Annotated in this window: 11 protein-coding genes; 3 read left to right on the top strand and 8 right to left on the bottom strand. The window is 71.3% G+C overall.

Going from position 1 to position 14138, the window contains the following annotated elements; all coding sequences use genetic code 11:
• Window positions 1-25 precede the first annotated feature (25 nt).
• From OH804_RS19760 to OH804_RS19780, 5 genes are read right to left on the bottom strand one after another with little or no spacing between them, the layout of a single operon-like run.
• A complete protein-coding gene (locus tag OH804_RS19760) occupies window positions 26-1786 on the bottom strand; it encodes a stealth family protein (protein WP_406058725.1) in 1761 nt (586 codons plus the stop codon).
• 25 nt (window positions 1787-1811) lie between these two features.
• Window positions 1812-4055, bottom strand: coding sequence for a glycosyltransferase family 4 protein (locus tag OH804_RS19765; RefSeq protein ID WP_406058727.1), 2244 nt, complete (start codon window positions 4053-4055; stop codon window positions 1812-1814).
• Window positions 4052-5701, bottom strand: coding sequence for a stealth conserved region 3 domain-containing protein (locus OH804_RS19770; RefSeq protein ID WP_406058728.1), 1650 nt, complete (start codon window positions 5699-5701; stop codon window positions 4052-4054). The genes OH804_RS19765 and OH804_RS19770 overlap by 4 nt, the downstream gene beginning before the upstream one ends.
• Window positions 5698-7635, bottom strand: a complete 1938-nt coding sequence (locus OH804_RS19775; protein ID WP_406058730.1) for a PIG-L family deacetylase — start codon at window positions 7633-7635, stop codon at window positions 5698-5700. The genes OH804_RS19770 and OH804_RS19775 overlap by 4 nt, the downstream gene beginning before the upstream one ends.
• A 25-nt stretch (window positions 7636-7660) precedes the next feature.
• Window positions 7661-9523, bottom strand: a complete 1863-nt coding sequence (locus OH804_RS19780; protein WP_406058731.1) for a stealth family protein — start codon at window positions 9521-9523, stop codon at window positions 7661-7663.
• 503 nt (window positions 9524-10026) lie between these two features.
• Between OH804_RS19780 and OH804_RS19785 the strand changes: the two genes are divergently transcribed.
• The gene (locus OH804_RS19785) at window positions 10027-10947 is read left to right on the top strand and encodes a DNA-3-methyladenine glycosylase family protein (RefSeq protein ID WP_406058733.1); all 921 of its coding nucleotides are present in this window, start codon (window positions 10027-10029) and stop codon (window positions 10945-10947) included.
• 46 nt (window positions 10948-10993) lie between these two features.
• Here the strand turns inward: OH804_RS19785 and OH804_RS19790 are convergent, their stop codons facing one another.
• Window positions 10994-11497, bottom strand: a complete 504-nt coding sequence (locus OH804_RS19790; protein WP_406058735.1) for a DUF1990 family protein — start codon at window positions 11495-11497, stop codon at window positions 10994-10996.
• A 95-nt stretch (window positions 11498-11592) separates the two neighbouring features.
• Between OH804_RS19790 and OH804_RS19795 the strand changes: the two genes are divergently transcribed.
• Entirely contained in the window at window positions 11593-12087 is a 495-nt protein-coding gene (locus OH804_RS19795; protein WP_406058737.1) for a GNAT family N-acetyltransferase, read from the top strand.
• Here the strand turns inward: OH804_RS19795 and OH804_RS19800 are convergent.
• A complete protein-coding gene (locus tag OH804_RS19800) occupies window positions 12062-12484 on the bottom strand; it encodes an SRPBCC family protein (RefSeq protein WP_406058739.1) in 423 nt (140 codons plus the stop codon). The two genes, OH804_RS19795 and OH804_RS19800, sit on opposite strands and share 26 nt — an antisense overlap.
• Before the next feature lie 172 nt (window positions 12485-12656).
• Window positions 12657-12869, bottom strand: a complete 213-nt coding sequence (locus OH804_RS19805; RefSeq protein ID WP_124858806.1) for a hypothetical protein — start codon at window positions 12867-12869, stop codon at window positions 12657-12659.
• Window positions 12870-13004: 135 nt separating this feature from the next.
• Between OH804_RS19805 and OH804_RS19810 the strand changes: the two genes are divergently transcribed.
• Window positions 13005-14120 carry an ATP-dependent DNA ligase gene (locus OH804_RS19810; RefSeq protein ID WP_196921746.1) on the top strand — a complete coding sequence of 372 codons (1116 nt, stop codon included), beginning with the start codon at window positions 13005-13007 and terminating at the stop codon, window positions 14118-14120.
• Window positions 14121-14138: the final 18 nt, after the last annotated feature.

Consider the following 14138-nt stretch of genomic DNA (forward strand, 5'->3'; position numbering starts at 1 on the left):
CGGCCACCGTCGTGTCCGGGGTGGTTCAGGCCCGTTCCCACGGGCTCGGCACCGGGAAGTACGTCTCCAGGAACGGGATGAGCAGCGCCAACTGCGCGTCGAGGTCCTCCTCGACGGAGAACGCGTCGTTCAGGCAGAACACCTGCCGGTCCCGACGGGCGAGCAGGTGCGCCAACCGGGCGGGTGTGTCCGGGTGGGACAGCTCGGCGATGGTGTACCGCAGGTTCCCCGGTGCCGCGCGACCGGTGTGGAACGCGTAGTAGTGGTGCAGCGACGAGGCGACCGACAGGTCGTCCATGCTGCGGAACTGACTCGCCGCGGTCCGCCGGTACTGCTGCGGGAACGTCTGCTCGATCTCCTGGAGCACGCTTCGCCGCAGCGCGTGCGGCATGTGCTTCATCTTCTGGGTCAGCACGGTGCCGAACCGCTCCGCGATCAACGCCCGGTTGTTCTTCCCGGCCGCCGACGACGGGATGTCCCCGGCGGTGGGTGGGCCCGGCGGCACCAGCGCCGGCGAGGGAAAGAACCGGGAGATGCCGTTGGCCAGGAAGAAGTCCTGGGGCAGCACCTCGGTGCCGAGGAAGACGTCGTCGTTGAAGTACAGGAAGTGCTCGGAGAGCCCGTCGATGTGGTGCAGCTGGCTCTCGATGGCGTGCGAGTTGTAGGTCGGCAGCACGGTCGGGTCGGTGAAGATCTCCCGATGGCTGACCACCCGCAGCCCGGTGGCGGACGGGTCCAGCCAGGTCGGCACCTGGTCGTCGGTCACCACGTAGACGTGGCGCACCCAGGGCGCGAACAGGTGCAGCGACCGGAGCGAGTAGCGCAGCTCGTCGCGGCTGAGGAAGCGGGCCGCGCTCGCCGCCTCCGCGTGGTACGGCACCCCGGCCACCTCGGCCCGTCGGCGCAGCCAGGCCGGGTCGGTGCCGTCGACCCAGGTGTAGACCACGTCGACCGGGAACGGCACGTCGTCGGGTCGGGGCGCGGCGAACTCCGCACGGGTCCGGGCGGTCGCGGGGGCGGCGGCGGGCGCCAGGCCGGTGAACCGCGACTCCGGTACGAGGACCAGAGGCGCCGCCACCGTCACCTGTTCGGCGACGACGTTGGGTCGCGGCGCGACGAGTGTGTCACCGTCCCGGGTCCAGAACTCGACGTCGCACCCGTACTCCTGCCCCAGCACCAGCCGCCGCTGGGGGTCGGTCCAGTACCAGGTCAGCCGCACCACCGGGGCGTCGGCCAGCCGGTCCCAGGTCTTCGGTTCGAAGCCGGCGGCCGGCTGCCCGGTGCCGTCCGGCACGCAGACGTAGCCGGGGACCCGACCACAGGCGGCGGCGAGTGCGGCGTACGCCCGCGCGCGGTGCTCGGCGTCGACGGCGACCATCGACGAGCGGTGGGATTCGCCGCGTACCCGGAAGTGGGGTACGCCGGCCTCGTCGAGTGCCGCCGTCACAGTGGTGAGGTTGTCCAGCCGCGCCGTCAGCGGGGTGACCGTCGCCCCGATCCGGGCCACCCGCGGTCCCCGGTCGGCGGTGACGACCACCCGGTCCGCGCCGGCCAGCAACTCCGGCTGGCGGCGGGCCAGCCGCTCGCCCCGGCGCTCGGAGAGGTGACCATCGCGGGCGGCCCGGGCGACCCACTGCTTCAGCTGGTGCCGGGCCCGGGGGCTCACCTTCGTCGCGATGGCACGCCGGGTCTGCGGGCTGAGCACCCGGCGGTAGACCTCCACGAACCCGGTGGGTTCGGCCAGCGCCCGGGGTGCCTCCCCCGGCGGGGGCTTCGACTCGGTCACCGCTCGTTTCTCCTCGTGTCCGTGCTCATGGGCGATCGACGACGACGATCGACAGTTCGCTGTCGCGGGTGTAGTACGGGCGGACCCGCAGCAGCGGCGCCGGGTCCTCCTCGACAAGATCCAGCCCCGGATCGTCCACCAGGTAGATCTCCGGGTAGTTGTAGACGAGCTTCTTGTCGACGACGTCGTCGACGAGCAAACCCAACCGGACCTGACGGTCCGTGCCGGCCTGCCGCAGCCACAAATCCCAGTCCTCGTACCGGCCCAGTCGATGTGCGGCCAACTCGTCGACAGCCACGTCGATACGCAGGTGGCCGCCGCGGGTTCGTACCACCGGCACAGACACCGCGCACTCGTGGTGACCCCGTCGGTGGAGCACGGCCTGCTCGGGAATGCCGGATCCGCACCAGACGGCCTCGATCGACACCCGCTCACCGCTGAGGGCGATCCGCCGCACCTCGGCGTGCTCTGCCCGGACCCAGCTGCGCACCGCCAGGAAGCCGTCCGCCGTGCGGTACGGCAGGTGTGAACGGACCGCGTACCCGCCGGCCGGATCATCCGCCGGTCGGTGACCGCCGGCGAGTACCCGCGTGTCGATCCGGTCCGGGCACAGGCGGAGGCGCGCCCCCGTCAGCGGTTGCAGGTACGCGTTCCAGCGGCCCTCCGGCAACTCGTCGGCGGGCAGCACCGCCACCTGGCGTGCCCCGTCGTCCCGTGCTTCCAGCGGCACCCGCACCTTGTGCCCGCTGTCCCGGTCGCGCAGCAACAGGTGCGCGCCCGCGGCAAGGCCCGGTGCGGCGATACTCAGGCTGAGGCCGTGGTCCGGCAGCACCTGACAGTCCACTTTCGGCCCGGCGGCTGGAGCGGCGGCCCGCCGCCGGATCGCCTTCTGCAATCTGGCGGAGGTGGCCCGGGCCTGCCGAATGCGGGAGAGTCGCACCAGTGCCCCGATGCTCGCCCGACGGGCCAGGTCACTACCCGCGATCCCGCGAAGGACCGGGTCGCCCAATAGCCGGACCAGATCGGGTTCGCGAACCAGGTCACCGCTGCGTGCCAGCACTGAACGCCCGGTTCGCGGCCCCTTACCCGACCGGGCGACCCGCGAGGAACGCCCGGGCGCCGGGCCCCGCTCGACGAGCACGGCGTCACACTGCCGGGCGAAGGAGTCGGCGAGTGTATCCGGGTCGAACCGCGCCGCGTTCACCAACGCCTGCTGGGCCAGTCGGGCCCGGAGATCGTCGTCGTGCATCAGCGTCCGCAACGCCGAGGCGTACGCGTCGAGGTCGTCCATCGGGACCAGCAGACCATCGACCCCGTGCTGGATGATCTCGCGGGGTCCGACCGGGCAGTCGGTGCTGATCACCGGCAGGCCGAGCCGCATCGCCTCCACGATGGTCATGCCGAACGATTCCCGCTCCGAGGAGACCGCCGCGATCGAGCCCTTGACCCACTCCGTGGACATGTCCTCGCGCCGGCCCATCAGTTGGACCTGGTCGGACATCCCCAGCTCGCGGATCTGCGCGACAAGCGCCGGGCGTTGTGGACCATCTCCGTAGATCCGCAGTTTCCAGCCCGGATGATCGCCGGCGACCCGCGCGAAGGCGGCGATGAGCCGGTCGTACCGCTTGATCGGGTCGAGTCGCCCCGCGCTGACCACGATCCGGTTGGTTCCGTCGGCCGGCGGCACGGTGGGCTGGGGAACGCTGTTCGGCAGTGCCACGACGCGGGTGTGTGGCACCGGATTGCCCGATCGGAACGCAGCGGCGTCGGCCTCCGTCACCGTGAAGGCCAGGTCGATCCGGTGGTACGAGAGCCGGATCTCCTCCTTCAGCGCGTCGTCGATCAGATCCTGCGTCATGTGTTCCTGCGCCACGCGGACCGCATGGTCGGGGCCGTGCCGCGCCACCACCATGTTGATTCCCGGACGGGTACCCACAATCACGTCGGCCGCGGTCGAGCGCAGGTAGTCGATCATCCGTTCGTCGGTCAGCCGGCTGTACTGGGTGTGGAACTCCTCGCTCTTCGGCACCAGCAGGGACGGCTCCCGGAGGCGAGGGTCGGCTCGGTCGGGACGCCGGGGTCGGGTGTCGAGCAGCGGCACGAGCGCGATCCGGTCGTCGATGGCGAACATCGGCTCGTCGGTGCGGCGGAAAACAGAGACGATCTCCACTCCGTGCCCCCGGCCCACCAGGGCGGTCGCCAGGTTCAGCACGGCTCGGTTGGTGCCACCGACGCCGTACATGTTGTGGATCAGGAAGGCGAACTTCACCCGGAGGTCCTCAGTTCGTAGGGGCTCGGCACCGGGAAGTACGCCTCCATGAACGGCTCGAGGATGGTCATCTGGTGTTGCAGTTGGGCGAACGTCGAGTAGGCGTCGTTGATGCAGAAGGTGTCCCAGTCCCGCCGCGCCTCCGCGCGCCGCAGCCGCGCTTCGAGGTCGGGTACCGCGAGTTGGACGTAGCCGTAGTTGACGCGTCCGGGCAGCGCGCGGCCGGTCAGGAACGCGTAGTAGTGGTGCAGCGAGTACGTGATGGTCAGGTCGTTTGCGCTGCGGAACCGACTGCGCATGGTGGCCTCGTGCTCGACCGGAAACTCCCGCTCGATCTCCGCGAGGATGCTGCGCCGCAACGGGTAGGGCACGTGCTGGGAGCCCTGGGTGAGGGTGCGGCCGAACCGCTTCTCGATCAGGGCCCGATTGTTCTTGATCATCGCGTCCACCGGGCTGTCCAGCTCGGTGATATCGCCGAGCGGGATCCGGTTCTGGGACAGGAAGAACTTGGTGTTGCCATTGGCCAGGAAGAACGTCTGCGGTGCCAGCGGCCGACCGAAGAACATGTCGTCGTTGAGGTACAGGAAGTGCTCGGCGAGCCCGTCGATGCGGTGCAGCTGGCTCTCGATGGCGCACGAGTTGAAGCTCGGCAGGGCGTCCGGGGCAGCGAAGATCTCGTCATGGTTGACCAGGAAGATGTTGCCGGCGCTGAGGTCCAGCCAGGCCGGACGCTGGTGGTCGGTCACGATGTAGATGTTGCGGACCCACGGGGCGTTCAGGTGGAGCGACCGCAACGAGAACTTCAACTCGTCACGGTTGATGTACCGCGACTCACTCGCCGCCTCGGCGTGCAGCGACTCGCCACGGACGCTCGCCCGGCGTTGCTGCCACTCCGGGTCCGCGCCGTCCACCCAGGTGTAGACCACGTCGATGGGAAAGTCGATGTCGTCCGGAAGCAGGTGGTCGAACTCCGCGCGGCTACGCCGGGGTGGGTGCCACTTCGCCGGAGAGGCGAGGCGGGTCAGCCGGTGCTCGTCCACCTGCACCGGAGTACCCTCCAGTGCCACCGCCCGCATCATCCGGTTGGGCCGGGGCGAGCGGAGCAGCCCGGCCGACCGGTCGGGTTTCCAGAACTCGATCTCGCAGCCGTACGCGGGGCCCAGGATCAGCTTGAGGGTCGGGTCGGCGCGGAACCAGGTCAGCTTGATCGCCTGCGCGGCGTACAGCTCGGTCCAGGCCGGCGCCTCCGACGCGTCGGTGAGGCCGCCGACGATCGGCGGCCGGGGTAGAACCTGGCTCACGTAGCACGTCTCGACCCCACCCAGCTTCTCCAGTGCGCTCAGCGTGGCGAGCCGATCAACCTCGCTGACGCCGATCACCGGCGTCCGGTCGTCCATGCCGCGGACGAGGAAGTAGTCCACCCCGTGCGCGTCCAGCGCGCCGCTCACCGCGTCGACGTTCAGCTGACGTCCCAGGATCGGGGTCAGGTCGGCATGCACGTGCGCGGTACGACGTCCACCGTCGACCAGGACCTCGCGAAGCGCGGGAAGGTCTCGTCCGACGCTCCCCACCGACGCGGCCCTGGCCGCCTCGGCAGTCCGGGATGGCTCTCCCGCGCGCTGCGGTACCACCGGCGTGTTGTTCACGGCACTTCCTTCATCGGGTTCAAGGACGATCCGAGTCGGTCCGGTCGGGAGGCGAGGAGTCCGCCCGCTGTCGACACAGCCAGGAGAACGGGGCAGCCGGCCTCGTCGATCTGCACCGCGTGACCACCGACGATCGGCGTCGACTCGCGCAGCCAGCGGCAGGGCGTCCCCCCGGCCGGGTCGAGCCAGGCCACGCTGGAGCCGGACGCGTCGTCTCGGACGGCTACCAGGACCGCGCCCGCCTCGGAAACGAACCGGGCGGTCAGTGGGCCGGGACCGCCGTGACCACCGAGGTCAGCGGCCGTCGACAGATCCCACTCCCGGCCGGCGCCGCGCGTACGGTACGACAACACGGACGCCGAGTCCCGTCGCCGGAACAGAAGTAGTCGCTCGCCGTCGGGCAGCCGCGTCACGGCAGGCGGGCCTGCCGGCGCCTCTGTCTCCAGCGGGGCGTACTCGGCGACGAGTTCCGGCACGGAGACCAGCCAACGTCCGATCCCGGTACGCCCGGCAGCCAGCACCTCCACGTGGTGGTCGTCCACCACGACCGCTGCCAGGCCGTCCTGAATGTCCCGGCCACCGAGGTCCTGCCACTGCGTCCAGGACGTCCCGTCGTACAGCCGGGCGCTCAGTCCCTTGCCGGCGTTCCGTGCCAGCAACAGGACACCGCCGTCAGGCAGGGAGACCGCGTGCGGCATGCCGATGTTCCGTCGATCCGACGGGGCATTGCGCCGGGCGGGGTTGCCCAGCGACTCCCAGCGAACGGTGGCGTCGCCGGCGGCGGGCAACACAGTTGTCCAGATGTCGCGGACGTGCCGATCGGGCTCTGCCGTGAGTTCTTGACGCACCGCGAAGAGCCGCCAGTCGCCGTTCGGGGTGGCCAACGCGGCGACGTGCGGAAGGAGTCCGCCGCCGGGAACCACCTGGCTCGGGGCAAACGGGCCCGAGCCGGCCTGCTGCCAGCGAACCACCTGGCCACCCCGTACGGCGAAGGCCGACAACTCACCGTTCGGGCCCGCCGCAGCCCACGTTCGCGAGCCGGGATAACGCAACGTGGTTCCGGAGGCGTTCCCAGTGCCGATCGCGTCGCCACCGACCTTACGGTCGCCGTGACCCACGGGTCCGTCGGCGGGGCGGCCGTCGGCCCACCCGTAGATGTCCTTGTACCGCTGCTTGAGTGCCCGCGCCTTGGGGCTGAGGTTGGACGGCCACCGTCGGACGTAGTAGCCGCGGAACGCCTCGACGGTCGTGGCGCTGCCACCACCCTCGGCGAACCATCGTTGGGCCGCCTCGTGCGCAAACAGCCCGGTGATGGTGTGGGCGAGGTGGTCGGAGTAGTCACCGGTGTCGGCGTGCTGGGGGTTGGCCTTGTCGTGCAGTTGACGATCGGGATCCGGGTCCATCGTCCACAACAGCGTCGGCTCGACGTCGCGCAGCAGGTGCAGCAGCGCCTCGATCAGGTTCTCGCGAGAGTAGGCGAACGAACCGGAGACCGGCGAACCCAGCGGGACCATGGTGGGCGTGACGGCGGCCTCGCCGGTCCACAACCGTGGCAGCGAACCGGCCCCGACCGGCGAGCCGGGAGGCGGCGCACACCAGAGGTTCAGCGACACCAACCGGATCCACGGGGCGTCGACAAGCGTCGAAAGGTCCGCCTCGGTCGTCGAACCCAGGGTGATCGCCGCACGCCGCCACTTGGCGTTCCGATCGCCGAGAACCATCTCCCCGTACGCCGAGCGGAGCCCGTTGAACCGCGCGGCCGCGAAGCCCTCGAAGTCGACCGGCAGCGCGGCGTGTGCCGCCGACCCACCGGGGGCGTTACGTCCGTCCGCCTCACCGGCGGTCAGGCAGACCGTCAGGTGCGTCGCGCTGTGGTGCAGCTGGCTGGCGAGCAGCGGGTTCAGGAAGTAGAGATCGTCGTCCTGGTGAGCCATGACGGCCATGGACCGAGGACGGCCCTCAGACGTCATGGCGCTCCCCAAACGGATCGGATCGCCGCAGGCCCGGTTGCTCTCGTGAGCCGAGGACGGCCTTGAAGTCGGTGACCGTGTTGAGCATGTTGTTGGGCATGGTGGGCGCGTCGACCGGGGCGTTCCGGCGGGCATCCCGCACCGGGCGGTACGAGCGCCGCCACAGCTCCCCGGCGCCCACGTTCCGCCGCTCCGCCACCACGTCGTCCGGCAGCTCGAACGGGGCGGGGAAGGGCAGGTAGCGGGGCAGGAAGTCGGCCAGCATCCGCTCCTGCTCGGCGAACGACCGAGGGTCGGAGTCGGTGTCGTTGAGGCAGAACACGTCGCGGTGCCGGCGCGCCAGCAGCTCGGCCAGCCGGGCGGGGGTCGAGGGGTGACCCAGGTCGGCGTACTCGTACTCGATGTCACCGGGGACGGCCTGCGCGGTCAGGAACGCCCAGTACTGGTGCAGCGACGACGGGATGGACAGGTCGCCGTGGTGCCGGAACCGGTGCCGCGCGGTGGCCGTCACCTCGTCCGGCAGCATGCCCTCGATCTGCTGCATGATGCCGCGGCGCAACGCGAAGGGGGTGTGCTTCATCTTCTGCGTGATGGTCACGCCGAACTGCCGTTGGATGTGCCGACGGTTGTTCTTTCCGGCGGCCTTCACCGGCGGGTCCTCCGGCTTCGCCTCCCCCAGGCCGAACTGGGCCGGGGAGGGGAAGAACTTCGCGATCCCGTTGGCGTGGAAGAAGTGGTTCGGCAGCAACGGACGACCGAGGAACACGTCGTCGTTGAGGTAGAGGAAGTGTTCGGCCAGTCCGTCGATGCGGTGCAGCCGGGACTCGATGGCGTGCGAGTTGTACGACGACCGGCCACCGAGGTCGGCGAAGAGCTCGGCGTGCGAGATGACAGTGATCATCGGATGGCTCGGGTCGAGCCAGCTCGGCAGTTGGCTGTCGGTGATCAGGAAGATCCGCCGCAGCCAGGGCGCGAAGCTGTGCAGCGAGCGCAACGAATACCGCAGCTCGTCGCGGTTGTGGTAGCGCGACGAGTTCGCGGCGACCGCGTGCAGCGGGCCGTCCGGAGCGCAGAGCGCTAGCGACTTCCGCTTCAGCCACTGCGGGTCGGAGCCGTCCACCCAGGTGTAGACGGCGTCGATCGGGAAGCCGACCCGGTCCGGCGCCCGGACGGCCAGGTCCCGCCGGGTGCCGTAGGTGTGGTCGTCGGCCTCGGGCACGAAGTGGCTCATCAGCGCCGCTGCCACCCGGACCGGCTGGGCCTGGGCGGGCGCCTCGTCGACGACCCCGTTGCGCCGGGGTGCCCGGACCATGTCCCCGTGCCGGCTCCAGAACTCGATCTCGCAGGCGAACTGGGCGCCGAGGACGACTCCGGCGCGGGCGTCGGTCACCGGGAAGCAGACCTGGATCACCTCGGTCGGGGCGGCGTCCGGTTGGTCCCGACGGGGTTGGATCTGCACCACCCGGACGTCCGCGCCGGAGAGTGCCGGCGCGGAGCGGATGAGGCGTTGCACCGCCGGCCGTTGGTCGTCGAGGACCGCGACGGTGCTGCGCAGGTGGTCGTCGTTACGAATGCAGTGGTATTCGATGCCGGCGGCGTGCAGCGCGGTGGTGACGGCGGTGAGGTTGCGGTGCCACTGCTCCAACGGGGTCGCCGTGGCGACGACCTCGGCCCGGGTCCGAACGCCACCGTCGGTCACTGCCACCCGGGCGCCAAGGTGGTGCACGGTGTCGCTGCCGCGCGGTCGGGAGAGCGTCTGCACCAGGCCGATCCGCCGGTGTGCGGGCAGCAGACCCAGCAGCCGTCGCCGTGCCGACGACGGTAGGAGTCGATAGACCTTCAGAGCGATCATGCGCTGGGCCGTCCGCTCGGGACGGCCGCCCCGTCGGCGGGCACCCGTCAGCCCTGCGAACGGGTAGCGGGGTGAGATCCCACTGGCGATGATTCGACACAGACTCGCGCAGCCATCACTGCATGCCCTTCCACAGATCCCCCGTTGGCACTACGTGGCGATCCGGCGTCGGCCGCGCGCCGCCTGGTGGCGGCTGCCGACGGACACCGGTCTCCGGGCCGGACCGGGTTCTCCCGCGAGTGGGAGTTGCTGGCCGCCGCAGGTGGCCCGGGGCAGTGCGTTTACCTGCAGGCCATCAAACAACCACATGATCGATACCTGGCCCACCGCCAAAAATGGCATAAGGGCGGTATGCGCCTGTTCGCCAAGATAATCCTGGCCATTCGGGTGGTTCAACGACACCGGGACGGTCGGCCGAACGTACCCCCGCGAAGCTCCTCAACCCCGGGCGCGACCGGTACGGCCGGTCGTCAGCCCCTACCGTGACCTGGCAGAGTAGCGGGGTGACCGAGACCGGACCCGCCGCGACCAGGGTGCTGCACCCACCGGCCGGCTACCGGCTGGCCGCCTCGGTCCGCGCGCTCACCTTCAGCCCGTACGACCCGTGCGCCCGGGTGGCGGCCGGCACCTTCTGGTGGGCCACCCGCACCCCGGACGGGCCGGCGACGCTCGCGCTGCGACCGGCCGGCGGCGAGTTGCTCGCGGAGGGGTACGGGCCGGGCGCCGAGCACGTCCTCGCCCGCGCCGACGCGATCGCCGGGCTGCGCGACGACCTGACCGGCTTCACCGAACTGGCCGCGGCGCACCCGCTGGTGGCCCGTCTGGCCCGGGAGCACCGAGGGCTACGGATGCCCGCCACCGGGGAGGTCTTCCCCCGGCTGCTGCGCGCGGTCTTCGAGCAGAAGGTCACCGGCAAGGAGGCCTACCGGGCGTACGCGGCGATGGTGCGGCACTTCCGGGAGTCGGCTCCCGGCCCGCTCCAGCCGCTGCTCCTGCCGCCCGAGGCCGCCGCCGTGGCCGCGACCCCGTACTGGGTGTTCCACCCGTTCGGGGTGGAGCAGCGCCGCGCCGACACGCTCCGTCGCGCCGCGGCGCTCGCCGACCGTCTGGAGCGCAGCACCGACGCCACCGACGCCACCCGCCGGCTGACCGCGATCCCCGGCATCGGGCCGTGGACGGCCGCCGAGGTGGTCCGGATCGCGTACGGCGACCCCGACGCGGTCAGCGTCGGCGACTACCACATCCCGAACACGGTGGCCTGGGCGCTCGCCGGCGAACCGAGGGGCGACGACGCCCGGATGATGGCCCTGCTGGAGCCGTTCCGAGGTCACCGAGGGCGGGTGTGTCTGCTGCTGGAGGCGGCCGGCATCCGGGCACCGAAGTACGGCCCGCGCGCCCCGATCCGCTCGTTCGCCCGGTTCTGAGTCGCTCCGCCGCCACGACCTTCTGGTCGCTCCGGCGCCGCGGTGGTCAGCGAACCGCGCAGAGCCGACGTAGGGTGCGCCCGAGCCACCAGGCGTACGTGTGCTGCACGGCCCGAACCGCCGGACCTCCGACGCGGGTGAACCAGCGGTCCGGCAGGCTGAACGCGCGGACCTCGAACCAGACCCCGCCGGTGTCGTCGCGGACGACCTCGAAGGCCTCCTCGCCCCGCTCCGGGTGCCCGGGCAGCGTGCCGTAGCCGAAACCGGCGAGCGTTGGCGAGTCCGCACTCCAGACCACCTGACACGGCCCCCAGAGGCGGGCCGGGCCGACGCCGAGGCCGGCGGTCACCAGCACACCGTCGGTGGCCCGCGGAGCGTCGGTGCGCATCCGGACACCGGCGGCGCGGTGCAACCGCCAGCTCAACACCGCCTCGGCGGCCGTCTCGAAGCAGCCGTCGGGCAACGGATACCGGTGGCGCAGGTGGTGGTACCCGCCGGGCAGCGGCCCGTGCCGGGTCGACCCCACCTCCGGGTACGTCAGCTCGGCCACCGTTCCCCCTCGACCTCGACCGGACACGGCCAGGGTACGGCCGGCGCGGTCGGGCCGCCCATCGATGGCGACGGCGGCTGTGATGTGCTGCCCCGATGAGCGCCGAGGCGAACATCGTCCCGGCCGGCATCCTGGACGCCGGCGAGATCCTCACAGTGCAGCGCGTCGCGTACCTGAGCGAGGCGCAGCACTACACCGACCCGTTCCTGCCTCCGCTGACCGAGACGGTGGACGAGGTCGCGGCGGTGCTGGCCGGCCCGAGCATCGTGCTCGTCGCCCGGTTGGGGCACCGGCTGGTCGGCTCGGTGCGGGCCCACCTGGACGGGGACACCGCGCACGTCGGCCGCCTCTCGGTCGCCCCCGACCAGCAGGGGCGGGGCGTCGGGGCGCAGCTGCTCACCGCCATCGAGCGGGCCTGTGCCGGCCGGGTGGCCCGGTTCACCCTGTTCACCGGAGCGGACAGCGCTCACAACCTGCGGCTGTACGAGCGGCACGGCTACCGGATCGTGGCGCACCGTCCGTCCCCGCGCGGCATCTCGTTGGCGGTGCTGGAGAAGCCGGCCGTCAGCCCCGTTCGCAGCGACGCCTGAGCCCGTCGGCCTCCATCCGCACGTAGCGGCGGAACAGCTCGCCGTACAGCCAGCCGATCAGGCCGGCCAGCGGACCGGACTGGTCGATGACCAGCTCGACGCGGGTACGCCCGTCGGGCAGCGGCAGCAGCCGGTGCTCCCCCGTGGTCCGCACGCCCGGAGCGGCGGAGACCCAGACGAACTCCCGCCGCTCGGTCAGCTCGGTGACCCGCCACACCGCCGGGCGCAGCTTCGGCTGGGTCAGTCGGGCGGTCGCGCCGACGGCGAGCGGCCCCGGCTCCCCCCGCTCGGCCCGGGTCACCGAGTCCGTCCACTCGGGCCAGCGCGGCACGTCGACCAGCACCGCCCAGACCTGTTCGGCATCCGCGGCTATCTCGGCATCGGCTACGAACCGCATGGTGTCCCCTCCCCTGCGGCGCCGCTCGGCACCGCCACGGGTGCAGACGAGGCCGCCGGGAGGAGTGTGACACCGATGTGCGATCCCGTCCGACCCTCCTCAGTGGAGGTAGACCGGGCCTGGCACCCGTGGTTCCCGGCCGCACACACACCGTCCTCGGCCGCCGCGCGGATCAGGCGGCCTCGCGCAGGTCGGCCAGTGTGAGCGGGGTACGCCGCCGCAACAGCTCCTCCAGCTCGGGCACCGAACCGACCTCGCCGAGCACGTTCCGGCCGCCGCCGAACCTCTCCGGGTAGCGGCGGGTCAGCCGGAAGCGGTAGCGGCCCCGGATCAGCTCGACGCTCACCCGCCACCGCCCGCAGCAGTCACAGACCCACTCGGACACCTCGCGAAAGTAGCTCTGACCTGCGGTTATTCGATTCGCCCGGTCGGGACGAGCGACGCGTAGGCGGACACGCCGCCCCGCCGTCCACGGTGATCTGCCTCACGACTGTCGGTACCGTCTGATTGACTGGTCGGCGTGGACCTGCCGATCAACCCGCCGGTCGAGCCGATGCTGGCCAAGAGCGTTCCCAAGCTGCCCACCACGCCGGGGGTGACCTACGAGCCCAAGTGGGACGGGTTCCGGTGCATCGTGTTCCGCGACGGCGACGAGGTCGAGTTGGCCAGCCGGGGCGGCAAGTCGATGACCCGCTACTTCCCGGAGGTGGTCGAGCAGGCCCGCCGGCAGTTGCCGGAGCGGTGCGCCGTCGACGGGGAGTTGATCGTGATTCGGCGCGACGGGCCTAGCGGCCAACCTCGGTTGGATTTCGAACTGCTGGCCCAGCGTGTCCACCCGGCCGCGTCCCGGGTGAAGATGCTGGCCGAGACCACCCCGGCCGACTTCGTCGCGTTCGACCTGCTGGCGATCGGTGACGAGGCGCTGCTCGACCAGCCCTACCCGCGCCGCCGCGAACGTCTGGTCGAGGCGCTGGCCGGGGTGCGCCCGCCGATGCACGTCACCCAGGTCACCACCGATCCGGACACCGCGCGTCGCTGGTTCGACGTCTTCGAGGGCGCCGGGCTGGACGGTCTGATCGTCAAGCCGGCCGACCTGCCGTACGAGCCGGGCAAGCGACTGATGTTCAAGGTCAAGCACGCCCGCACCGCGGACGCGGTGGTGGCCGGCTTCCGCTGGCACAAGTCCGGCCCGGTGGTGGGCTCGCTTCTGCTCGGCCTCTACGACGACGCCGGGGTCCTGCACCACGTGGGCGTGAGCGCGTCGTTCAGCATGGCCCGCCGCGCCGAGTTGCTCGACGAGCTGGCGCCCTATCGGGACACCGGCGGCGAGCACCCGTGGGTGCACGGCGACCACGAGCGTGGCCAACGCATCCCGGGTGGGGTCAGCCGGTGGACCGGCACGAAGAACCTGGAGTGGGAGCCGGTGCGTCCGGAGCTGGTGGTCGAGGTGGGCTACGACGCGATGGAGGGTGAACGGTTCCGGCACACCGCCCAGTTCGTTCGGTGGCGTCCGGACCGCGACCCCCGATCCTGCCGCTATGACCAGCTCGACCGGCCGATCCGCTTCGACGTGGACCAGGTGCTGCGCGGCGACCCGACGGCCACCGTGGACCGAGCCGCCACCGGCTCGGCGTAGCCTGGCCGTCGACCCGAC

Origin of the sequence: Micromonospora sp. NBC_00860 (assembly GCF_045207375.1) — a bacterium.
Taxonomy (GTDB): domain Bacteria; phylum Actinomycetota; class Actinomycetes; order Mycobacteriales; family Micromonosporaceae; genus Micromonospora; species Micromonospora vinacea.